Here is a 22,274-nt window from a genome sequence, read left to right on the forward strand (position 1 = left end):
AAGCTAGAATTTAACGACCAATGCCATTCCATAGTTTGGATTGTTGGTCAGTGGATTAAGGTCTAAATATGGTTTAAAATCTATGGAAAGATTGTCATCCACGTTATATTGTTTGAGGTGGGCATCAACATTTGCATCAATAATATTGAATGCGTAAAGCGCAATGGTAATCAATAATGCCAAATCACGGTCTCTTTGCCTTGCTTCTTGTGCATCTTGAAGGGCTTCCAAAGAAATATCCGGACCACTACCATCACCATTTAAATCAAAAAACTCATCATCACTGAAACCTGCCCTTCGTCTTTTAAAAGCATCCCTGGCCTTATTATATTGAGTATTGTTGATAGAGTATACATAAATACCTGTACCAATAGCTCCCCACACTATGGGTGCTTTCCAATACCTTTTATTATAGATTTGACCCAACCCTGGAAGTATGGCCGAATAAAACGCTGCCTTGCTCGGTGCCAAAGGGTTGATTCTTTTTTTCTGATAGGTAATCTCGTCAATGGTTATGCCTTCACCTTCAAGATCTAAGGCAAGAGAATCAATTTCCTGTGGATGCTGTTTTTCACCCTCTTCCTTTTCTTGGGAGAAAGTGAAACTAAACGAAAGCAGAAAAGCGCAAACAAAAAGGAGGTTCTTAATCACCTGTCAATAATTTTCTTAATCGCTGGAATTCCTCTTTGGAGTGGAAAGGAATTACGATTTTTCCTTTTCCGTTTTGTGAGGTAGAGATGTCAACTTGAGTTGATAGACGCTTTTTTAAAGCATCCAACCCTTTAGAGATAAAATTGGGCACTTCTTTTTCAGCATCCTGTTTTTTAACCGAAGGAGTCCCATTCTTTCCATCTTTATAAGTTTTGACCAATCGCTCTGTTTCTCTAACAGAAAGTCCATCGGAAACCACTTTTTCATAGATGTTGATTTGATCCTTTTTCTTTTCGATGTTTATTAGGGCTCGGCCGTGGCCCATTGTTACAAATCCATCACGCATCCCAGTTTGGATGATTGGATGTAATTTCAACAATCGCAGGTAATTGGTAATTGTAGATCGCTTTTTACCAACACGATCACTCAGTTTTTCTTGTGTGACCTGAATCTCATCTATAAGACGTTGGTAAGAGAGGGCTATTTCAATAGGATCAAGATCTTGACGTTGAATATTTTCAACCAATGCCATTTCCAATGATTCTTGATCATTGGCAATTCTTATATATGCAGGAATAGTCTTAAGTCCAACCAATTTTGAAGCTCTAAACCTTCTTTCCCCTGATACAAGCTGAAACTTGTTGAAATCTAGTTTTCTTACCGTAATCGGCTGGATGATTCCAAGCTCTTTTATAGAACTTGCCAATTCTTTAAGCGCTTCGTCATTAAAGTTAGAGCGAGGCTGAAAAGGATTTACTTCTATGGACTCAATATCCAATTCAACGACATTACCAATGACCTGGTCCGCATTTTTATCCGATACTGATTGAATATCATTTTCGGGATCTTTTAATAGAGCGGACAGACCTCTTCCCAAAGCCTGTTTTTTGGTTGCTTTCGCCATTTAAACTTTCTCCTTATTTTTCTTCAATACTTCATTGGCCAGGTTCAAATAATTGGTAGCTCCTTTGCTACTTGCATCATATTTGATGATACTTTCGCCATAGCTTGGTGCTTCACTTAGCCTAACATTTCTTTGGATTATGGTGTCAAAAACCATATCTGCAAAGTGTTTTTTAACTTCTTCCACAACTTGGTTGGAAAGACGTAATCTTGAATCATACATTGTCAGCAACATACCTTCAATGTCTAAATCATTATTATGTATTTTCTGAACACTCTTAATAGTGTTCAATAGTTTTCCCAATCCTTCCAATGCAAAATATTCACATTGAATAGGTATCATGACGGAATCCGCTGCTGTAAGGGCGTTCAATGTCAATAACCCTAAGGATGGAGCGCAATCAATTAGAATATAATCATAGCGATCACCAAGACCTTTGAGTGCTTCCTTCAACATATATTCTCTGTTATCCTTGTCAACCAACTCAATCTCAATGGCTACTAGGTCAATATGAGCTGGAATCAAATCAACATTGGGAGAATCGGTCGGTATGATAACCTCATCAACAGTTTTGGTATGTTCCAATAACTGGTACGTACCATGTTCAACACTATCCACATCAATGCCCAAACCGGATGTGGCATTGGCCTGAGGGTCGGCATCAATCAACAACACCTTTTTTTCCAGTACACCAAGAGAGGCAGCTAGGTTCACTGTAGTTGTTGTCTTACCTACACCACCCTTCTGATTCGCAATAGCAATTATCTTGCCCATTTCATAGTAAGTTAGGTGCTAAAAATACGATTATTTAAGACGTTAAAAAATGTATTTTGTTAACACTAGGTGAATAACACACCCAATGCACGTTAAAGAAAGTTAAAGTTATAATTCTAAGGGTTTTAAGGGACTTCAGTCCATCAAAATCTTTAAAATTTCAATGGCTGCTTGGCTTATTTTAGTTCCCGGGCCGAAGACTGCTACAGCGCCGTGGTCGAGCAGGTACTTATAATCTTGCTTTGGGATTACACCTCCTACAATGACAAGAATATCTTCCCTTCCGTAGCTTTTCAGTTCTTTGACGACCTCAGGGACCAGTGTTTTGTGTCCTCCCGCCAATGATGAAATACCCAAAACATGCACATCGTTTTCCACAGCTTGCTTGGCCACTTCTGAAGGTGTTTGGAAGAGTGGACCGATATCTACATCAAAGCCCAGGTCGGCATAGCCAGTAGCAACAACTTTTGCTCCTCTATCATGGCCATCCTGTCCCATTTTTGCAATCATGATTCGTGGTCGTCTTCCTTCTTGAACCGCAAAATCATCAGCCATTTTTTTGGCCCTTTCAAAACTCTCGTCTTTTTTGATTTCTTTGGAATACACTCCTGTAAATGATTGAATTTTTGCTTGATACCTTCCAAAGGCACTTTCCATAGCATCACTAATCTCACCCAAGGTGGCTCTTAGTTTAGCTGCGTCAACAGCTAAAGCTAACAAATTTTCACGGTCAGCACCGATTTGTAATGCCTTTTTGGATGCTGTTATGATCCTGTTCAAGGCCTGTTGAACCGCATCTTCATCTCTAGCGGACTTAAGCTGTTTTAACTGAGCAATTTGCTGTTTACGGACTTTATCATTGTCTACTTCAAGGATTTGAAGCTCATCTTCGTCATTCAAAACATACTTATTCACACCAACAATAGTATCTTGACCACTGTCGATTCTAGCTTGTTTTTTGGCTGCGGCTTCCTCAATACGCATTTTGGGAATACCAGCCTCAATGGCTTTGGTCATTCCGCCTAGTTTTTCAACTTCCTGAATCAAATCCCAGGCTTCTTCAGCAATTTCTTTGGTACGTTTTTCTACTTCATGACTGCCGGCCCAAGGGTCAACCGTTTTGGTAATATGGGTTTCTTGCTGTAGATAAATTTGTGTATTCCTCGCAATTCTGGCTGAAAAATCTGTTGGTAACGCAATAGCTTCATCCAAAGCATTGGTATGTAAACTTTGTGTTCCTCCGAATGCAGCTGCCATCGCCTCGATTGTGGTTCTTGCCACATTGTTGAATGGGTCTTGCTCGGTCAAACTCCAGCCACTGGTCTGACTATGCGTACGTAGCATTAGCGATTTTTCATTTTTCGGATTGAACTCCTGAACCAATTTGGCCCATAGTATTCGACCAGCTCGCATTTTCGCAATTTCAGTAAAGTGGTTCATTCCAATTCCCCAGAAAAAGGAGAGACGAGGTGCAAAATCATCAATCTTTAGTCCTGCTTTTATACCTGTTCTTATATATTCAATACCATCGGCAAGCGTATATGCAAGTTCTATGGCTGCTGGGGCACCCGCTTCGTGCATATGATATCCAGAAATACTGATACTGTTAAATTTTGGCATGTATTTACTCGTAAACTCAAAAATATCAGCCACGAGTTGCATGGAAGGAGGAGGAGGGTAGATATACGTATTTCGAACCATGAACTCCTTAAGAATATCGTTCTGGATTGTTCCGGAAAGCTGTTCCATGGAAACTCCTTGCTCTTGGGCAGCGACTATATAGAAAGCCATAATTGGAAGAACAGCTCCGTTCATGGTCATGGAAACGGACATTTTATCCAACGGAATGCCGTCGAAAAGAACTTTCATGTCCTCAACAGAATCAATGGCAACACCAGCCTTTCCAACATCTCCTACTACTCTATTGTTATCGCTATCATATCCACGGTGTGTGGGTAGGTCAAAAGCGACTGAAAGCCCTTTTTGACCTGCTTCTAGATTTCTTCTGTAAAAGGCATTACTTTCCTCTGCCGTAGAAAAGCCAGCATATTGTCTAATAGTCCACGGACGACGAACGTACATGGTGGAGTATGGACCACGGAGAAAAGGAGGGATACCAGCTGCAAAGTTGGAATATCCACTTGTTGTACCTTTTGCATTGTGCGGTTCGGTAGCAGCGGATAACTCAAGATGTTGAAGATTTTTTCTACTCATCGTCCAGCCTTTTTTGTTCCAATTCTTCTGAGAGGCGCCTTTCTATTATGGGGACCAGTATAGTTTTTCTAGGTTTGATTTTCACAAAAGGATATAACTCAACATCAGCTTTCATTTTATCTGATGCATTTTGATATTTGTTGGTGCCCACCGCTGTTATTTCACCTGAATCAAAAAGTTGCTGTTCTTTGGAAGCACTCTCTTTTATTTTTCGTTGTATGGTGCCTTTTTTCAATTCTGACAAGAATCCACCTGAATTTTCAATTTGCTTGAAAAGATCTAATGCCTTTTGTGCTAACTGTTGTGTTAGGGATTCAATATAGTAAGCACCTTCAGACAATTTTGAGGCTTGGGCCAAATAACTTTCCTCTTTTAACAACAACAATTGGTTTCTAGCAATACGGTCTGCAAACTCATTATCTTTATGATAAACAGCATCGTATGGCATATTACAAATGGTATCGGCTCCTCCTAAAATAGCAGACATACATTCGGATGTAGTTCGAAGCATGTTCACGTTGTAATCGTATAAGGTTTTGTTGCGCTTGGATGGAGTGGCCAAAATATGGCAATCGGCGTTAAAGCCATGGGCAGGAGCAATCGTATTCCATAGCCAACGTAACGCCCTCAGTTTTGCTATTTCAAAGAAATAATTGCTGCCGACCGATACTTTGAAAGTGATGGGAAATTCCCTTTTGGTGTGCTCAGAATTAGTATTAAAATGGTTGAGATATTCGTTGGCATGGGCAAGACCATAGGCCAATTGCTGAACCATATTGGCACCAGCATTTTGATACAGCGATAAATCAGCACTAAATGTTGAGGCCCATTTTTGGTTTTCAGTTGCACTATAGATTTCTTCTAAAATTGTGTGGTCTTCTTCCAAATTGTGAAACCAGTTTCCCGTCCTTGCCAGATTGCCAATAATATCAATGTTGAGGTGAGCTGTGGTATTTTGTTCTTCTAAAAATGTAAGTAGCTCTTTGATGGACTCAGCTGCTAAAAATTGAAAATTAAAATGCAGTGTAGTGGACTTCAAATCAATATTTGCAAGCAATGTTTTTACATCCAACTTTTTATCGGGTACGGTGAACACGAGACTTTCTGCACCTCTATTAGGCGAGTCGATTGCTTTTTTGTTGGCTAGTTTTGCATCACCAGCATATATTGATTGTCCAATTTTCCAATTATGTTTTTCAGGAAGATAGAACGTTTTTAATTCACCCAAGTCTTCGGCATGATAGAAAGGTTTTACATTGATTCCTTCTAAAGATTCCCAAATAAGGGTCTCATTGTAATCTGCTCCCTTTAAATCAAATTGAATTTTTTGTTTCCACTGTTTTGCAGAAACACCCGGAAATTCATCAAACAGCTCGACCTTACTCATGCTTTTTGGTTTTTAGGCTGTCTTCATATTCGATCAAGAAAATTTCTTCGTTCTCCTTCTTCATATAAAACTTCTCTCGAGCAAATTTTTCCAGCTCACCTTGATCCGATAGTTTTTCCAAGATTTCTTTGTCTTTAGCTATTTCTTCTTGAAGAAATTCCTGTTGTTTTTTCAACTTTTGAATTTCGCTTCGAAGCTCCAAATGAATCATCAAGGAATTGGTGTCAAAAAAAGCCATCCAAATGACAAAAACAGTTAGCACAAGAACATAAATGTTCTTCATGAACTTGAACCATTTTTTATTTCTCAGCTCTTTCAATCCCATTTTAGTTCAACCTGTCATTTATAATGGTGCGCACCATATCCACAGCCACAGTATTGTAATGGTTGTTGGGGATGATGATGTCAGCGAATTCTTTTGAGGGCTCTATAAATTGTTGGTGCATGGGCTTTACAGCCGTTTGATATCGGGTCAATACTTTTTCTAAATCATGCCCGCGCTCACGGATATCTCTTTGCAACCTTCGAATTAGGCGCTCATCAGAATCGGCATGTACATAAATTTTGATGTCGAACATTTCTCTGAGTTTTGCGTTGCTCAACACCAGGATCCCCTCAACGATCATTACCTTTCTTGGTTCGGTTAGAATAGTATCCTGTAAGCGGTTTTCTTCAACAAAAGAATAGATGGGTTTCTGGATAGACTTGTTCTGCTTCAATTCTTCCAAGTGAGAAATCAGTAAATCAAAATCTATGGAATTTGGATGATCAAAATTAATTGCCCCTCTTTCTTCCTTGGTCAAATGGGAAAGATCTTTGTAATATGAGTCTTGTGAGATCACACCGACTTCATTTTCTGGTAGTTGATCTACAATTTGATTTACAACGGTGGTTTTTCCGCATCCAGTACCTCCCGCAATCCCCAATATAAGCATGGTGATAATTTTAGTTCCAAAAGTAAGCATTTGATAAGATTTCCAAACTACTATTCTTGATGCATAGTTACGCAGCTAAAGTTCAATACGGAATGATTATTATCATAATCCAATAAAGTTTATGAGACTAGTTTTGTGTGGCATTGTAGCATTAACCTTATATTTATATGGGTAACCTATGGGAACAATTTTTATGGAAAAATCATACATGGTTCAGGTTAGGGAAGACTTTGATTTTAAGTTGTCGGAGGACAATATTTCTGAACTGGATATTCTTAAAACAGGAAGCAATACCTTCCACATTCTAAAAAATGGAGCTTCATACAAAGTGTCGATTTCCGATGCTGATTTTGGTAAAAGAAGGTACTTGGTAAAAGTAAACGGAGACGAATACGAGGTTTCAATAGGCACTCCATTGGATGAGCTTATTAAAAATATGGGTTTTGCATCAAATGGTTCAAAAAATATTGACTCCATCGAGGCTCCTATGCCAGGCCTTATTTTGGATATTTCAGTTAAGGAGGGTGAAGAAGTTGCAGAAGACCAACAGCTATTGGTACTTGAGGCTATGAAGATGGAAAACATCATTACTTCACCACGAAGCGGAGTGATTAAAAAAGTCGCTGTCAAGCAAGGTGAAGCCGTGGACAAGAAGCAATTGCTAATAGAATTTCAATAGAAAGGAATATGAAAAAAATATTAGTGGCCAACAGAGGTGAAATTGCTCTTAGGGTAATGAAAACCGCTAAAAAAATGGGAATAAGTACGGTGGCCGTATTCTCTGAAGTAGATAGAAATGCCCCACATGTGCGATTTGCAGATGAAGCGGTATGCATTGGCAAAGCACCATCCAATAAATCCTATTTGCTAGGGGACAAAATCATTAAAGTAGCCAAGGAATTAAATGTTGATGGAATACATCCCGGATATGGCTTTTTAAGCGAGAATGCTGACTTTGCTGAAGCCGTTGAAAAAAACGGTTTGACGTTCATAGGCCCAAAGTCTAACGCTATTCGGATTATGGGAAGCAAGCTAATGGCCAAAGAAGCGGTTAAGGCATATAAAATTCCCATGGTTCCCGGAATCGACGAAGCTATTAGCGATGTTTCAAAAGCACAGGAAATTGCCAATGAAATAGGATATCCCATTTTAGTAAAAGCTTCTGCCGGTGGCGGAGGAAAAGGTATGCGGATTGTCGAAAAGGAGAAGGATTTGGAATCTCAAATGGAACGAGCCATAAGTGAGGCCACCTCGGCCTTTGGCGACGGTTCGGTTTTTTTGGAAAAATATGTTACCTCCCCAAGGCATATCGAAATACAGGTGATGGCAGATACCCATGGCAATGTACTTCACTTTTTTGAACGTGAATGTAGCATTCAACGACGACACCAAAAAGTGGTTGAAGAAGCACCTTCTTCTATTTTGACGCCTAAACTACGGGAGGAAATGGGAGTGGCTGCTACCATGGTTGCCAAAGCATGTGACTATGTGGGGGCAGGCACTGTGGAATTTTTAATGGATGCTGATCTCAATTTCTATTTTTTGGAAATGAATACCCGTTTGCAAGTAGAGCACCCGGTCACAGAATTGATATCAGGCGTAGATTTGGTAGAACTTCAAATTAAGGTTGCAAGAGGAGAGAGACTTGCAATAAAACAGGAAGATTTACAAATTAAAGGGCATGCTGTTGAGCTTCGGGTATATGCCGAAGATCCTTTGAATGATTTTCTTCCGAGTGTGGGAAATTTGGAAACTTACCGACTTCCGGTAGGGGAAGGTATCCGAGTGGACAATGGCTTCGATGAAGGAATGGATATTCCCATTTATTATGACCCCATGCTTTCAAAATTGATTACCTATGGCAACACCCGAGAAGAAGCTATCGAATTGATGCTTGATGCCATTCAGGATTATAAAATCAAGGGAGTACAGACGACCTTGCCTTTTGGCGCTTTTGTTTTTGCCCATAAGGCTTTCAGATCTGGGAATTTTGACACCCATTTTGTAAAGAATTACTACTCGCCCGAAAAAATCAAAAAGAAGAACGAAAGCGCAGCAGAGATTGCCGCCATGGTTGCACTGCATCAATATCTTGAGGACAAAACAATAGTACAACTACCCACAAACTAACGTAGATGGATTCCAAAATCAAAACATTAAAGGATAAAGTAAACGAAGCTCATTTGGGTGGAGGTGAAAAACGGATTGCAAAACAACACCAAAAGAAAAAGCTCACAGCACGGGAACGGGTTCATTATTTATTGGATGAAGGCTCTTTTGAGGAAATGGGGATTTTGGTTACACATCGAACCACTGATTTTGGAATGGATAAGGAAATCTATTATGGAGACGGTGTTGTTACAGGTTATGGAACCATTAACGGTAGATTGGTATACGTATATGCACAAGATTTCACAGTTTTTGGAGGAGCCTTATCCGAAACCCATGCTGAAAAAATCTGTAAAGTGATGGATTTGGCCATGAAAGTTGGAGCTCCAGTTATAGGATTAAATGATTCGGGCGGCGCGAGGATACAAGAAGGTGTGAAATCCTTGGGGGGTTATGCCGATATTTTTTACAGAAATGTACAGGCTTCAGGGGTAATCCCTCAAATATCTGCTATCATGGGACCATGCGCAGGCGGAGCCGTATACTCTCCTGCTATGACAGATTTTATTGTGATGGTTGAGGAGACAAGCTATATGTTTGTGACAGGTCCAAATGTGGTCAAAACCGTCACCAATGAAGAAGTGACTTCTGAAGAATTGGGCGGCGCAAGCACACATTCCACAAAATCAGGAGTTGCTCATAAAACTTCAAGCAATGATGCAGCTTGTTTGGATGATATAAAAAAGCTATTGGATTATCTTCCTCAAAACAACTCAGAAACTCCAAAAATTCGAGAGTATACCTTAGGAGATGAAGTTAGGGATGAACTTTCCGGCATTGTACCGGACAATCCCAACAAGCCTTACGACATGCATGATGTGATCAGTGGGATTATTGATACGGATTCATTTTATGAAATCCACAAAGATTATGCAGAAAATATTATTGTTGGATTTGCGCGTTTGGGTGGAAGAAGCATTGGGATAATAGCCAACCAGCCTATGTTTTTGGCTGGTGTTTTGGGTGTAAAAAGTTCTAGAAAAGCAGCACGCTTTACCCGCTTTTGTGATGCTTTCAATATCCCGTTATTGGTACTGGTGGATGTTCCAGGGTTTTTACCAGGTACGGACCAAGAGTGGAACGGAATTATCATGCACGGGGCAAAACTATTGTATGCGCTTAGTGAAGCCACAGTGCCAAGGGTTACAGTGATTACCAGAAAGGCATATGGAGGAGCTTACGATGTGATGAATTCCAAACATATCGGCGCCGATTTTAATTTTGCATGGCCCACTGCCGAGATTGCCGTAATGGGGGCGAAAGGAGCCAGTGAGATTATTTTCCGAAGGGAAATAGCTGCCGCAGATGATCCAGAGTCCAAACTAAAGGAGAAAGAGTCGGAATATGCCGATAAGTTTGCCAATCCTTACAGAGCGGCGGGCCGTGGATTTATAGATGAAATCATTCTTCCAAAGAATACAAGACGTAAACTGGTAAAAGCTTTTGCAATGTTGGAGAAAAAGAAAGTACATACTCCTAAAAAGAAGCATGGAAATATACCCCTGTGATTTTCAGAAAGCATAAGAACTATTTATAGTTCCATACTCAAATACCTTTTAAAAAAGTTCACTATCGAAAAGGGTATACGTAATTTTGCAGCATGCAAAAAGATACCCAAAAACCCAATTTTGAGTTTATTGCTTTAATGGCCTCATTAATGTCAATTGTGGCCTTGGCTATTGATGCCCTTTTGCCTGCAATTTCTGATATAGGAATAGCCATAAATAGCCTTAATCCTACGGATAATCAGTTGTTAGTAACAATGATTTTCTTGGGACTTGGTGTGGGACAGTTGTTCTTCGGGCCATTATCGGATTGCTACGGCAGAAAACCAATAGTTTATGTTGGGTTTATTGTTTTTGTGGCGGCAAGTATCATCTGTGTGCTTGCACCATCTTTGGAAATTATGATTGTGGGAAGAATTTTGCAAGGAATTGGGCTATCTGCGCCGCGTACTTTGGCAATATCCATTATAAGAGATACCTATAAAGGAGATTATATGGCCAAGGTGATGTCATTTGTTGTTGCTTTTTTTATTCTAGTGCCTGTGGTAGCGCCGGCAATAGGCAAGGTCATTTTGGATAATATGGGATGGAAAGCCATCTTCTACATACAACTTATTTTCGGCCTTTTGGTTTGCATTTGGTTTTGGAAAAGACAACCTGAAACCCTTAAACCGCAATTTAAAATACCGTTTACGCGAAATGTCTTTGTGGATGGAACAAAAGAGTTTTTGAAATACAAAGAGACCATTGCATATACCCTAATGTCCGGTTTGGTGACAGGAGCTTTTTTGGTTTATCTGAGTGCAGCCCAGCACGTATTTGAAGATATCTACAATATGAAGGAAGCTTTCCCATATATATTTGCGGGATTGGCAATTTCCATCGGGCTTTCCACATTCCTAAACGGAACATTGGTGCTACGCTTTGGTATGCGCAAACTTTCGTTCATGGCACTTGTTGCATTTTGTTTAATTGCTTTGTTGTACGCTTTTCTTTTTTGGAACTCCCCAAATCCAAACATTTTTGTTTTGGTAGGATTTCTATCGGCACAATTCTTTTGTCTTGGTTTTATGTGGGGAAATTTCAGGTCTATCGCCATGGAACCCATTGGTCATATAGCAGGAATTGGAGCAGCAATCAATGGTTTTGTATCCACGTTGTTGGCCATACCGATTGCTACCTTTATTGGAGATTTTGTTGAGACCAGCGTTTGGCCTCTTTTTGCTGGTTTATCGATTTGTGGAATAGTATCACTTTTGATTTATGCCATGATACGAAAATCTAGGCCTATCGTTACCGCATAACGTTATTCCGGGAAGAAGATCTCACCACTAGATGAATCCTCGATAGCTCCTGTTACAGAGGAAAGCACATTGGTCTTGTTTTCTAAACGGAGTACTCCCATTAAGGCGAAAACTACCGCTTCTTTAAAGGCAATCAAGGTTTTGTTAGTGACGATGACTTGAACTGATTGACCAAGTTCAACTTGTAGGGTATCTACAAAAAATTGATTCAAAGCACCACCACCGGTAACGAATAGTTTGTTTTGGGATTTTACGGCATGTTTGCTCACTTCAATCGCAATCCGTTGGCAATTATGCTGAATAAATGTGAACAATAAGTCTTGTTCTGAAGCTTCGGAGGTCTCAATAATGGGAACGATCTTTTCAGTGAACCATTCAAAGCCTGTAGATTTAGGATAAGGAAGTTGATAATATTCCAGCGAGTTTAGTTGCTGCATCAAAGCTTCATCTAGTTTTCCCGACCTAGCCAATTGTCCATTCTCATCATAATCCAACCCTATTTTCTGCGTGATGTAATTGAGTGGCATATTGGCAAGTCCAATATCATAAGCAATACGTTTTCCTTCTTTTTCAAACGACATATTACTAATTCCACCTAAGTTCAAGCAGAAATCATATTCAGAGAATAGCAACTGATCTCCTATCGGAACTAATGGCGCACCTTGTCCGTTTAGTGAAACATCTTTGGTTCTAAAATCACAAACCACTTGCTGGAGACTTGTATTGGCCAACAATTGCCCATCTCCCAATTGGAATGTAAACCCCTCCTCTGGCTTATGATGCGAAGTATGTCCATGGCTGGCGATAAAATTAACCTCTAATTGATGCTCCTCAATAAAATTCTTTGCTTGTTCTCCCAACCAGACCCCATAATCTTTATGCAATTTGTTATGGTCTTCCTCGGATAAGTAAATGGCATTCTTAAGGGCATCTCTTAACTTGTGACCATAAGAAATGTCTTTTGTTTTTTCAATGGAAAACTCCCAATGATTATTGGACTGCCATAGATGACAGTATGCCAAATCCAAACCATCCAATGAGGTGCCTGACATTAAACCCAAGACTTTATATTTTTTCATAGGAGCTTTGTTTAGATGGATTGTAGGGTTTTAAGTTTCACCGGAAGTTTTCCTTTAGCTTTTTGTTGACCTAAAAAATGTTGATACGCCACGTTCTGGAATTCTGGAAAATCCTGATATGCTATCACCGTGTTTGAAGATGAGTGCAGTTGCAAAATATCCAGCGCATAAGGGTTTCCAAAAAGATAGATCAGTACATTCTTTTGTTGGATTATTTTATTTATGAAGTTCAGTATTTCAGTTTGAAATCCAAATTTGTTTTTAGGTTTTACCATAGGAGGGAAGAGTGCCAAAACAACATTTTCATGCTTGGTGATAAGTTTTTTGATTTCTCCAACGGAATCTAAATCCAATATGTGATGCTCCTTTTCGAATTGCTTTTCAACGGATTTTGAAAAAACATTTCCCTTCTGATTTTCTACTGACAGATTTAAAAAATTGGACTGCTTTATTTGTTTTACAACGTTAGCACCTTGGTAGAGTTCCGTTATGCTTTCTATGGCTAATTTTTTATTCAATTCAGAAACGTCACACGTTCTTTGAATCTTAATTTCGGATGTATAAACTTGTTCTTTTAATTCCCAAATCCTTTTGAAGCTAGCTTCTATTCTTTCCTCTGCCGAAGTATTTAAAATGTTCTGAATGCCTTCCCTTGGATGTTCAGAGAAACACATCATGTCCATTCCGGCTGCGAAGGCAGCAGATTCCAAAGTTCCTTTGATGGGATATTCTTTGGATACAGCATGCATGTTAAGTGCGTCGGAAATGATAACCCCATTAAATTCCAAATTTGTGCGCAAAACATCGGTAATTATTTTGGATGAGGTGGTCGCCGGGTTTTCTGAACCATCCAGAACAGGGACAGCTAAATGCCCGACCATAACTGCATCAACGCCCTGTTTTATGAGTTCGGAGAAGGGGTAAAGTTCATTATCCCTCAGTTCTTGCATCGATTTATCGATTACGGGTAAACCCAGGTGAGAATCTGTTGCCGTATCACCGTGACCAGGAAAATGTTTGATTGCATTTAAGACACCTGCACTTTTCATGCCTTCTAAATAGGCTTTTCCTTTGGAAAGCACTTTGTGCTTATCATCTCCAAACGACCGATATCCAATTACCGGATTTTCCGGGTTGTTGTTAATATCCACTGCTGGAGCTAAATTCCAATGAATACCTGCTTCTCTGCAATCCAAGGCGATTTGCTTTCCAACTTCAAAAATTAATTGATGGTTCTCTTTAATGGCCCCTAATGTTATGGCATAAGGATATTGATTGGTGTTTTCTATGCGCATGGCCAGGCCCCACTCGGCATCAATGGCAACCAATAATGGAAATTGTGCCGCTCGCTGATATTTCGAAATTAATTGCCTTAATCTATCATAACTATGCTCATTGTGAACCACTTTCTTTTTGCCTTCAAAATTGGTGGCAGCGCTAGCACGGCTATGAAAAAAACATATGGCACCGATTGCATGTGTTCGAAGCAAATCTTCAATTTGTTGTACTTCTTCTTCAGTGTCATTGATAAAAACTGCAGGCATAAATAATTGCCCAACTTTTTGATCTAAGGCTAGTTTTTCTGAAGCTTCCTTGTATGATAGGAAATTATGCATTGTCAATGGAATTGGATTTTTTTCCATAATCTTCTGGATACTTCAGGAACTTCAAGATTAGAAAAGCGGGGAGGGCGGCAATGACCACCCAAAAGAAGAAACCATCATACCCCAGCCATTCTTGCACATAACCGCTGAGCATTCCGGGCAGCATCATTCCCAAGGCCATAAATCCTGTTGCTATCGCATAGTGCGAAGTTTTAGAGATTCCTTCAGAAATATAGATTAGATAAATAAGGAAAGCGGCAAATCCGAATCCATAACCAAATTGCTCCAAGACTACCGTTCCGACAACAGCAAACAAACTTGTGGATTGGGTAAAAGCCAAAAGTGCATAAAGCACATTGGGCAGATTGAGTGCTAGCATCATGGGCAGCATCCATTTTTTTAATCCATCTCGCGAAATCAAGATTCCACCCAAAATTCCACCCAATGAAAGCATAATAACACCCACGGTACCATAAATGGTTCCGACAGCTTCGGTGGAATAAGCCAAACCTCCTACCTCCAAACTGTCTAGCAGAAAGGGTGAGGCCATTTTCACTAATTGCGATTCCCCTAGACGGTAAGTGAGGATGAACGCTAATGCAATCCAAATCTGCTCTTTCTTAAAGAAAGAGGCAAAAACATCCAAAAATCCAGCTGGTTTCTCTTGGGGTTTATCCGAGGATTGTTCAAACTTTGGAGCAGCAAAAAAGTTGGAAATAGTCAAGAGCAGCATTAAAACAGCCGCACATATCATGGTCATTGACCAAGCTTTGGTATTATCCCCGTACTTATTCTCCAAAAAGCCAGCAAATATGACAAGAAGACCCTGTCCGGTGACCATAGCCAATCTGTAAAAGGTACTCCGCAATCCTATGAAGAATGATTGTTTTTTTTGTGTAAGACCAATCATATAATAGCCATCTGAAGCTATATCGTTAGTAGCTGAAGCAAATGCGGCCATCCAAAAGAAAGCTAATGTGATGATGAAAAATGAGTTGGAGGGTAGAAAAATACCAATACCCAAGAATGATAGGGCCACCACAAGTTGCATGGCCAAAAACCACTTTCTTTTGGTCCCGTTAAGATCAACTAGTGGACTCCAAAGTGGCTTTAATACCCAAGGAAGGTAAAGCCAACTGGTATACAATCCTATTTCCGCATTGCCAATACCCAATCGCTTGTACATGATAACGGACACAACAACAACCAAAATATATGGAATGCCTTGGGTAAAATAGAGAATGGGTATCCAGGCCCAGGCGCCTTTATCTTTGGCAATGCTGCTCATTTAGTTGTTTTTTTGGATTGGTAAATAGTTTGGGTTGGACTTTCATTGCCATACGCATCAATCAAGGAGACACCAATATCGTTTTTCAATTGTTTTTTGGTCAAGTTTATTTGAGAACGAATATGGTTTTGTTCAACCGAAAGATAATGCTTTCCTATGAGTTGTTTTTGATCAGGGATTGACTTGTTTATGGTATAGATATGAAGGAACCTTGGAATGGTATCTTCATGCAAAACACAGAATTCTAGCTCCCTATCACGAAACTCAACCGACTTAATGGTTAATGGGAGTAAAGACCTTTTAATTTTTTTCTGGCCAACAGGATTTTGGGTTGGATACTTATAAAACTGCTGTTTTAATTTTTTTGAAATTTTCTCATGCTTTTCGGCTAGGGATTTGGCACTAAAAAATACATTGCCTTTGATTTGTTCGGTTAACCTTGCCAATGAAAGTTGTTTTGGTATTTCCTTTATTCTTTTCCAGGCCTTATCCGCATTGTTCTTGATTTTGTAGGCTCCATTGCCAATATAGAGATTAGTGTTTTCAGCTTTTTCAGACCACCATTGAGTAATGATACGATGCGAGGCTGGTGCATAATCCATACTCCAATACACCTGAGGCACCACATAATCCAACCAACCCTTTTCCATCCAAAGCAGAGGGTCTGCATATAAATCTTCATAGGTGGTTTGACCAGCCTTGGTATCTGAACCGCTTGGGTCTGTGCTTTTATTTTTCCAAACGCCAAATGGACTGATCCCAAATTGCACCCAGGGTTTGTTTTTTTTGATGATTTGATGCGCTTTTTTTACTAGGGAATCAACATTACTTCTGCGCCAATCTTCTAAATCTTGATTTGCTAAACCCCAGGTTTGAAAGGCCAAACTATCATTGAATACTTCATTTTTAATTTTATACGGATAGAAGTAATCATCGAAATGAATGGCATCAACATGGTAATTAACTACCACTTCCTCGATGATATTGGTAAGTTTTTGCTGAACTTCCGGTAAGCCAGGGTTATAATAATATTTTTTACCGTATTTGAGCATCCAGTCTGGATGTTGGTAGAAGTCGTGCTGTTCGGACAATGTTAAGGTATCTAAATCGAAAGTGGAGCGGTAGGGATTCAACCATGCATGGAACTCCATACCTCTTTTATGGGTCTCCGCAATCATCCATTTCAATGGGTTATCGAAATTTTCAGGGGCTTTTCCTTCTTGGCCCGTTAAATATTTTGACCAAGGGGCTTGTTCGGTTTTGTAGAAAGCGTCTCCTGCAGTACGTATTTGAACTATCGCCGCATTAAAATTTAAATCGTGATAGAAATCTAGAATCTCAATAAAGTCTTTTTTCTGTTTCCCCACTTGATCGTTCCCATTTTTTGGCCAATCAATATTTACAACCGTAGCTATCCACACACCTCTAAACTCGGTTTTTGGTGATTTGTAGACAGAGCATGAGAAACAAACCAAAAGCGATAAGAGAAGTGTAAAGCGTTGCATAGAAAATGAATGAAAAGGCCTACTCTGAATTAAAAGTAGGCCTTTTACTTGAACTTAAAATTAAATTAACTCAAAACTAAAATCGTTTAGTTAAATAATTATTTGAACTTATGTCTTACAAATGCTTCGATTGCTGCATAATCTGCCATTCCCAATGCCTTATAGTGTCCTGCGGTGTCTTTGTTTCGTTCTTCGGCGCGCATCCAAAACTCTCGTGAATCGTTACCTTGAAACATAACTCCGTCTTTTTGTGATTGATGACAGAAAATGGCAAGTCGTTTTCTGAGCACCTGACCTGGACTCATTGGAACGGCCATTTCTATTTCGTTGATGTCCCATTCATGCCATGCACCTCTATATAACCATAACCAACAATCGTCCATAAAAGATTCCTCTTTCAATTCTTCAACAGATGCAAACACAGCATCAAGACAAACTTTGTGGGTACCGTGTGGATCTGCCAAATCACCCGCTGCATAAATTTGATGAGGTTTTACTTCTTTGATAAGGTCAACCATTATAGCCACATCAGCTTCAGAAAGATCGTCCTTTTTTATGGTTCCAGTTTCGTAGAAAGGGAGGTCAAGAAAATGAACATTTGAATCATTCAGGCCAAAGTAACGGGTAGCGGCGTAGGATTCTCCTCTTCGGATACTACCTTTTAACTTTCGTACTTCAACAGGGTCAAAGTCCGCTTCCTTTTTGGATTTTATGGCATTTATGATTTTCTGAGCCTCAACTGTAGGTTGTATGGCGTTGGCAGTTTCTGCAAATTTTAAGGCTTCCGTATCTGCGACAGCAATATTACCTGATGTTTGGTATGCTACATGTACTTCGTGCCCTTGAGATACCAATCTATCAAAGGTGCCTCCCATTGAAATAACATCGTCATCTGGGTGTGGGCTGAAAATAATGACTCTTTTCTTTACGGGAAGAGCTCGTTCTGGTCTATTGGTATCATCTGCATCAGGTTTACCACCTGGCCATCCTGTAATGGTATGTTGAAGTCGATTGAACATTTTAATGTTCAACTCATAGGAATCTTGCTGAGTCAAAAGGCCGGACATTCCGTTGTCGTTATAGTCTTTATCAGTCAAGCTCAAAATGGATTTTCCAGTTTCGCCACATAACCATACGATGGCTTTGGCCGTCATTTGTTCTGTCCATTCGCAGGATTCGTCAACTAACCAAGGTGTTTTATTTCGTGTCAATTCTGTAGCAGCTCCAGTATCCAGTACAAAAGTGCAGTTCATATGCTCTTGGAGGTAGGTAGCTGGAACGTGGGAAGAGATTTCTTCTTCGACAGTTTTTTTAATGATATCAGCCTTATTTTGACCCCACCCAAGTAGGACAATTCGCCTAGCACTCATCACTGTAGCGATACCCATTGTAATGGCTCTTCTGGGTACCTTGTCAATACCTAAAAACGCTGGTGCGGCATCAACCCGGGTAATATGATCCAAAGTGATTACCCTCGTGGCCGAATTATAATGCGAACCAGGTTCGTTAAAACCGACATGCCCCGTTCTTCCAATACCCAAGAGTTGAAAATCCAACCCCCCAGCTTCTTTTATTTTCTTTTCATAGCTCACACAATGCTCTAGGATTGCCTCTCCTTTAACCGTTCCGTCGGGAATATTCACGTTTTCAGGGGCAATATCAATATGGTTAAACAGATGCTCATGCATAAAGTAATGGTAGCTTTGCCTGTTTTCTTTTTCCATGGGCAGATATTCATCCAAGTTAAAGGTGGTAACGTTGGAAAAGCTTAATCCTTCTTCTTTATGCATTCGCACTAATTCCTCATATACACGAATAGGGGAGGAACCAGTGGCGAGACCGAGCACGCAAGGTTTGCCTTCCGACTGCTTTTGGCGAATTAAATCTGCAATCTCTTGAGCGACAATTGCAGAACCATCTCGAGCATTGTCAAAAATGATGTTGTGAATTTTCTCGAAACGGGTTTCTTCAAACTGTCCGACAGGTTTGTATGAAATGTCGATACTTTCCTTTTTTAATGTTGCTGTCTCCATGAAAGGTGAATTTTCAATACGTTGGCTTTGCTTTTTATTGATTTTAAAACTTTCTAAATCAAAACTTAATACGGCAAAAATAGGAAATAAATTTGATTTTTGCAGTTTTTTGCTTTTTTTAATGCTGTTTTTTGCATTTAATAACATTTTATTAACCTAATACGGGATAAAACAGCAAGTGTTAAAATTATATATCTTTGCGAAATAGATTTCAGAATATGCTTAAGGAAGAAAGACAACGCACAATTCTAAACGAAGTAGCATTGCACAACAAAGTGCTCTTGACTGATATTGCAGAGTTATTGGATGTTTCTATTGATACGGTCCGGCGCGATGTAAAGGAATTAGACGCTGATAGTAAACTCAGGAAAGTGCATGGTGGGGCCGTTGCTTTGGGTTTTACCAATACAACGGTAAGAAGTGCGAACATCTATGCTTTGGAAGAGAAAAAGAAAATAGCGGAAAAAGCAGTGGGTCTCCTGAAAGAAGGAGGGGTTGTTTTTATTGATGGGGGAACCACATGCGTAGAACTTGCCAGAAAGATTCCTGATAATATCAATTTGACTTGTTTTACCATGAGTTTGCCTGTAGCTTTGGAGCTTTTAGTCAAGCCGAATGTTAAGGTTATATTGATAGGAGGAGAAGTTTCAAGGGATTCACAGATATCTTTGGGAGCGAGCACTATAAACCAACTATCAGAAATCCATGTAGATTATGGTTTTATTGGCACAGGGTATGTAGATGCTAGTTACGGACTTACTGAATTTGATTGGGATATTGTGCAGGTTAAGAAAGCGGTGATAAAAGCTTCTAAAAGAACCATCTTGTTATCAATTTCCGAAAAATTGAACTCTCAACACCGTTATAAAACCTGTGATATCAACGCTATTGGCACTATGATAACTGAACTTGAACCTGACAATGAGCAATTAAACCTTTTTAGAAACCAAGAGATTCATCTTTTATAATGCAGACGAACTATACCAAGATTACGGAGAGCCCTTCAAATTATGATCATTTGGAGCAAATGGATACCCAAACCATTTTGGAGAGCATTAATGCTGAAGATCAAAAAGTTGCTCAAGCAGTAGCCACTGTTATCTCTCAAATTTCAAAGTTGGTGGACATGACTGCTGAACGTTTCGAAAAAGGGGGGAGGTTGTTTTATATTGGTGCAGGCACCAGTGGGCGATTAGGAATTTTGGATGCATCTGAAATTCCACCGACCTTTGGACTTCCTCATGATAGGGTAATTGGACTTATCGCAGGCGGTGATGGTGCTATTCGAAAAGCGGTAGAATTTGCCGAGGATGATGTCGATCAAGCATGGAAAGATTTATTAAAGCAAGATATTAATTCTAATGATGTGTTGGTCGGTATAGCCGCTTCCGGAACCACACCATACGTTTTGGGAGGTATCGCAGCTGCCAAGAAGCAAGGCATTTTGACCGCTGGAATCACAAATAATCCAGGATCTCCCTTAGCTACAGGGGCAGATATTCCTATTGAAATTAATGTTGGTCCCGAATTTTTGACCGGGAGTACTCGTATGAAAAGTGGAACCAGTCAGAAATTGGCACTTAATATGATAACCACTTCATTAATGATTAAGATTGGCCGGGTCAAGGGCAACAAGATGGTAAATATGCAACTGAGCAACAACAAATTGGTGGATCGAGGCACCCGATATTTGGTTGAGGAGTTAGGATTGGACTATGATAAAGCGGCGGCAGCTTTACAAAAATATGGCTCTGTAAAGAATGCAATCGAAGCTATGAAATGATTTATTGGTTCTTTGGAACCAATTTATAGATTCCTTTTCCCTCAATGCCCACATAGATATAGCCATCTGGTGCTTGGCGAACGTTTCTAACACGTCCCATACCATCTAATAACTTTTCACGATAGATGACCTTGTCATTTTCAATGACCAAACGTTCCAAGTATTGGAAAGCTAATGATCCAACCAACAAATTGCCTTTCCATTTAGAATACTTGTCCGATGTTACAAATGTCATTCCTGAGGGACCTATTGATGGTGTCCACTGATAAACAGGTTGTTCCATACCTGGCCTTGAAGTTTCGTCAGTAATTTTGGTTCCGCTATAATTAATGCCATACGTAATTACTGGCCATCCATAATTTTTACCCTTTTCAAGAACATTGATTTCATCACCACCGCGCGGACCATGCTCATGCTCCCAAAGTTTACCCGTTACAGGATGTATAGCTAACCCTTGTGGATTTCGATGGCCATAGCTGTAAATTGCTGTTTTAGCACCAGATTGGGATACAAAAGGGTTGTCTTTTGGAATTCGCCCATCATCGTGAAGTCTGTAAATTTTTCCTCCATCCCGCTTAATATCCTGTGGATTTACATCTCTATTACCTCGGTCACCAACTGAAAAATAAAGGTAGCCTTCATTATCAAATTCAAAACGGGAACCAAAGTGCTGACCTTTCGTAGTATTGGGAACAGCTTTGTACAGTACTTCTTTTTCAACTAGTTGATTATTTGATAGCTTGGCCCTGAGGAAGGTTGTATTCCCACCTTTTCCTGAACCATCGCTTGAAGAATATGATAAATACAACCAACCGTTATTTGCGTAATTGGGATGTAATTCTATGTCTAAAAGTCCACCTTGACCCCGGACATAGATATCAGGAAGATTACCAATTTCTACTGTGTTCCCATCTTTAAAAAGGAGCAATTTCCCTGATTTTTCTGTAATCAATAGCCCTCCATCGGGCAGAAATGCCATTCCCCAGGGGTTCTGAATATCAGAGATTATATTTTCGGCAGTGAAATCAAGGGTTTTCGGAAGATTTATGCTATTATCCTTTTTTTGAGCACAGGATGTAGTTAGCATTACAACGAAAAAATAAGGAAGCACAGCACTTTTTTTCATAATTTTACGTTGA

The 22,274-nt window shown here is 39.7% G+C and carries 19 protein-coding genes; 6 read left to right on the forward strand and 13 right to left on the reverse strand.

All coding sequences use genetic code 11. The features are described from left to right. Positions 1 to 3: 3 nt before the first annotated feature. The 7 genes from ACOKFG_RS09625 to udk form a co-directional block, all read right to left on the reverse strand. A complete protein-coding gene (locus tag ACOKFG_RS09625) occupies positions 4 to 651 on the reverse strand; it encodes a DUF5683 domain-containing protein (protein ID WP_422861138.1) in 648 nt (215 codons plus the stop codon). Then, positions 644 to 1,555 carry a ParB/RepB/Spo0J family partition protein gene (locus tag ACOKFG_RS09630; RefSeq protein WP_298793749.1) on the reverse strand — a complete coding sequence of 304 codons (912 nt, stop codon included), beginning with the start codon at positions 1,553 to 1,555 and terminating at the stop codon, positions 644 to 646. The genes ACOKFG_RS09625 and ACOKFG_RS09630 overlap by 8 nt, the downstream gene beginning before the upstream one ends. Then, on the reverse strand, positions 1,556 to 2,329 hold the full coding sequence (locus tag ACOKFG_RS09635) for an AAA family ATPase (protein ID WP_298793750.1): 774 nt from the start codon (positions 2,327 to 2,329) through the stop codon (positions 1,556 to 1,558). 135 nt (positions 2,330 to 2,464) lie between these two features. Then, positions 2,465 to 4,543 (reverse strand): methylmalonyl-CoA mutase, encoded by a 2,079-nt coding sequence (gene scpA, locus ACOKFG_RS09640; protein WP_299484854.1) that lies wholly within the window; start codon positions 4,541 to 4,543, stop codon positions 2,465 to 2,467. Then, positions 4,536 to 5,930 carry a methylmalonyl-CoA mutase subunit beta gene (locus ACOKFG_RS09645; protein ID WP_299484855.1) on the reverse strand — a complete coding sequence of 465 codons (1,395 nt, stop codon included), beginning with the start codon at positions 5,928 to 5,930 and terminating at the stop codon, positions 4,536 to 4,538. Before ACOKFG_RS09645 ends, scpA begins: the two co-directional genes overlap by 8 nt. Beyond that, the gene (locus ACOKFG_RS09650; RefSeq protein WP_299484857.1) at positions 5,923 to 6,255 is read right to left on the reverse strand and encodes a septum formation initiator family protein; all 333 of its coding nucleotides are present in this window, start codon (positions 6,253 to 6,255) and stop codon (positions 5,923 to 5,925) included. The genes ACOKFG_RS09645 and ACOKFG_RS09650 overlap by 8 nt, the downstream gene beginning before the upstream one ends. Position 6,256: 1 nt before the next feature. Then, complete coding sequence (gene udk, locus ACOKFG_RS09655) at positions 6,257 to 6,865, reverse strand: uridine kinase (RefSeq protein WP_299484859.1); 609 nt, start codon at positions 6,863 to 6,865, stop codon at positions 6,257 to 6,259. A 178-nt stretch (positions 6,866 to 7,043) separates the two neighbouring features. On the opposite strand from udk, the gene ACOKFG_RS09660 reads away from it, so the two are divergent. From ACOKFG_RS09660 to ACOKFG_RS09675, 4 genes are all read left to right on the forward strand, one after another. Beyond that, positions 7,044 to 7,544 (forward strand): acetyl-CoA carboxylase biotin carboxyl carrier protein subunit, encoded by a 501-nt coding sequence (locus ACOKFG_RS09660; protein ID WP_299484861.1) that lies wholly within the window; start codon positions 7,044 to 7,046, stop codon positions 7,542 to 7,544. Between the two features lie 8 nt (positions 7,545 to 7,552). Next, on the forward strand, positions 7,553 to 8,995 hold the full coding sequence (locus tag ACOKFG_RS09665) for an acetyl-CoA carboxylase biotin carboxylase subunit (RefSeq protein ID WP_422861139.1): 1,443 nt from the start codon (positions 7,553 to 7,555) through the stop codon (positions 8,993 to 8,995). A gap of 5 nt (positions 8,996 to 9,000) precedes the next feature. Further along, the gene (locus tag ACOKFG_RS09670; RefSeq protein ID WP_298793757.1) at positions 9,001 to 10,542 is read left to right on the forward strand and encodes an acyl-CoA carboxylase subunit beta; all 1,542 of its coding nucleotides are present in this window, start codon (positions 9,001 to 9,003) and stop codon (positions 10,540 to 10,542) included. Between the two features lie 92 nt (positions 10,543 to 10,634). Then, on the forward strand, positions 10,635 to 11,843 hold the full coding sequence (locus ACOKFG_RS09675; RefSeq protein ID WP_422861140.1) for a multidrug effflux MFS transporter: 1,209 nt from the start codon (positions 10,635 to 10,637) through the stop codon (positions 11,841 to 11,843). Between the two features lie 2 nt (positions 11,844 to 11,845). Here the strand turns inward: ACOKFG_RS09675 and ACOKFG_RS09680 are convergent, their stop codons facing one another. The 5 genes from ACOKFG_RS09680 to nagB all read right to left on the reverse strand — a co-directional run bounded on the left by ACOKFG_RS09680 (position 11,846) and on the right by nagB (position 19,352). Further along, on the reverse strand, positions 11,846 to 12,922 hold the full coding sequence (locus ACOKFG_RS09680) for an anhydro-N-acetylmuramic acid kinase (RefSeq protein WP_298793759.1): 1,077 nt from the start codon (positions 12,920 to 12,922) through the stop codon (positions 11,846 to 11,848). An 11-nt stretch (positions 12,923 to 12,933) separates the two neighbouring features. Beyond that, positions 12,934 to 14,538 (reverse strand): glycoside hydrolase family 3 protein, encoded by a 1,605-nt coding sequence (locus ACOKFG_RS09685; protein ID WP_298793760.1) that lies wholly within the window; start codon positions 14,536 to 14,538, stop codon positions 12,934 to 12,936. Beyond that, on the reverse strand, positions 14,531 to 15,814 hold the full coding sequence (locus ACOKFG_RS09690) for an MFS transporter (RefSeq protein ID WP_298793761.1): 1,284 nt from the start codon (positions 15,812 to 15,814) through the stop codon (positions 14,531 to 14,533). The genes ACOKFG_RS09685 and ACOKFG_RS09690 overlap by 8 nt, the downstream gene beginning before the upstream one ends. Further along, positions 15,811 to 17,319, reverse strand: coding sequence for a family 10 glycosylhydrolase (locus tag ACOKFG_RS09695; RefSeq protein WP_298793762.1), 1,509 nt, complete (start codon positions 17,317 to 17,319; stop codon positions 15,811 to 15,813). The genes ACOKFG_RS09690 and ACOKFG_RS09695 overlap by 4 nt, the downstream gene beginning before the upstream one ends. 98 nt (positions 17,320 to 17,417) lie before the next feature. Next, entirely contained in the window at positions 17,418 to 19,352 is a 1,935-nt protein-coding gene (gene nagB, locus ACOKFG_RS09700; protein WP_298793763.1) for a glucosamine-6-phosphate deaminase, read from the reverse strand. A 218-nt stretch (positions 19,353 to 19,570) separates the two neighbouring features. Here nagB and ACOKFG_RS09705 point away from each other — a divergent pair, with 218 nt between their 5' ends. Both ACOKFG_RS09705 and ACOKFG_RS09710 read left to right on the forward strand, forming a co-directional pair. After that, on the forward strand, positions 19,571 to 20,320 hold the full coding sequence (locus ACOKFG_RS09705) for a DeoR/GlpR family DNA-binding transcription regulator (protein WP_299172375.1): 750 nt from the start codon (positions 19,571 to 19,573) through the stop codon (positions 20,318 to 20,320). Beyond that, positions 20,320 to 21,135, forward strand: a complete 816-nt coding sequence (locus tag ACOKFG_RS09710) for an N-acetylmuramic acid 6-phosphate etherase (RefSeq protein WP_422861141.1) — start codon at positions 20,320 to 20,322, stop codon at positions 21,133 to 21,135. The genes ACOKFG_RS09705 and ACOKFG_RS09710 overlap by 1 nt, the downstream gene beginning before the upstream one ends. Position 21,136: 1 nt before the next feature. On the opposite strand, the gene ACOKFG_RS09715 is transcribed toward ACOKFG_RS09710, so the two are convergent. Further along, complete coding sequence (locus tag ACOKFG_RS09715) at positions 21,137 to 22,261, reverse strand: PQQ-dependent sugar dehydrogenase (RefSeq protein ID WP_422861142.1); 1,125 nt, start codon at positions 22,259 to 22,261, stop codon at positions 21,137 to 21,139. Positions 22,262 to 22,274: the final 13 nt, after the last annotated feature.

The sequence above is a fragment of the Flagellimonas rhodophyticola genome (assembly GCF_049332665.1).
Classification (GTDB): domain Bacteria; phylum Bacteroidota; class Bacteroidia; order Flavobacteriales; family Flavobacteriaceae; genus Flagellimonas.

Excerpts from the sequence above, each read along its gene's own strand:
- ACOKFG_RS09630 (WP_298793749.1), bottom strand. The coding sequence starts at position 1,555 with ATGGCGAAAGCAACCAAAAAACAGGCTTTGGGAAGAGGTCTGTCCGCT.
- ACOKFG_RS09635 (WP_298793750.1), bottom strand. The coding sequence starts at position 2,329 with ATGGGCAAGATAATTGCTATTGCGAATCAGAAGGGTGGTGTAGGTAAG.
- scpA (WP_299484854.1), bottom strand. The coding sequence starts at position 4,543 with ATGAGTAGAAAAAATCTTCAACATCTTGAGTTATCCGCTGCTACCGAA.
- ACOKFG_RS09645 (WP_299484855.1), bottom strand. The coding sequence starts at position 5,930 with ATGAGTAAGGTCGAGCTGTTTGATGAATTTCCGGGTGTTTCTGCAAAA.
- ACOKFG_RS09650 (WP_299484857.1), bottom strand. The coding sequence starts at position 6,255 with ATGGGATTGAAAGAGCTGAGAAATAAAAAATGGTTCAAGTTCATGAAG.
- udk (WP_299484859.1), bottom strand. The coding sequence starts at position 6,865 with ATGCTTATATTGGGGATTGCGGGAGGTACTGGATGCGGAAAAACCACC.
- ACOKFG_RS09660 (WP_299484861.1), top strand. The coding sequence starts at position 7,044 with ATGGGAACAATTTTTATGGAAAAATCATACATGGTTCAGGTTAGGGAA.
- ACOKFG_RS09665 (WP_422861139.1), top strand. The coding sequence starts at position 7,553 with ATGAAAAAAATATTAGTGGCCAACAGAGGTGAAATTGCTCTTAGGGTA.
- ACOKFG_RS09670 (WP_298793757.1), top strand. The coding sequence starts at position 9,001 with ATGGATTCCAAAATCAAAACATTAAAGGATAAAGTAAACGAAGCTCAT.
- ACOKFG_RS09675 (WP_422861140.1), top strand. The coding sequence starts at position 10,635 with ATGCAAAAAGATACCCAAAAACCCAATTTTGAGTTTATTGCTTTAATG.
- ACOKFG_RS09680 (WP_298793759.1), bottom strand. The coding sequence starts at position 12,922 with ATGAAAAAATATAAAGTCTTGGGTTTAATGTCAGGCACCTCATTGGAT.
- ACOKFG_RS09685 (WP_298793760.1), bottom strand. The coding sequence starts at position 14,538 with ATGCATAATTTCCTATCATACAAGGAAGCTTCAGAAAAACTAGCCTTA.
- ACOKFG_RS09690 (WP_298793761.1), bottom strand. The coding sequence starts at position 15,814 with ATGAGCAGCATTGCCAAAGATAAAGGCGCCTGGGCCTGGATACCCATT.
- ACOKFG_RS09695 (WP_298793762.1), bottom strand. The coding sequence starts at position 17,319 with ATGCAACGCTTTACACTTCTCTTATCGCTTTTGGTTTGTTTCTCATGC.
- nagB (WP_298793763.1), bottom strand. The coding sequence starts at position 19,352 with ATGGAGACAGCAACATTAAAAAAGGAAAGTATCGACATTTCATACAAA.
- ACOKFG_RS09705 (WP_299172375.1), top strand. The coding sequence starts at position 19,571 with ATGCTTAAGGAAGAAAGACAACGCACAATTCTAAACGAAGTAGCATTG.
- ACOKFG_RS09710 (WP_422861141.1), top strand. The coding sequence starts at position 20,320 with ATGCAGACGAACTATACCAAGATTACGGAGAGCCCTTCAAATTATGAT.
- ACOKFG_RS09715 (WP_422861142.1), bottom strand. The coding sequence starts at position 22,261 with ATGAAAAAAAGTGCTGTGCTTCCTTATTTTTTCGTTGTAATGCTAACT.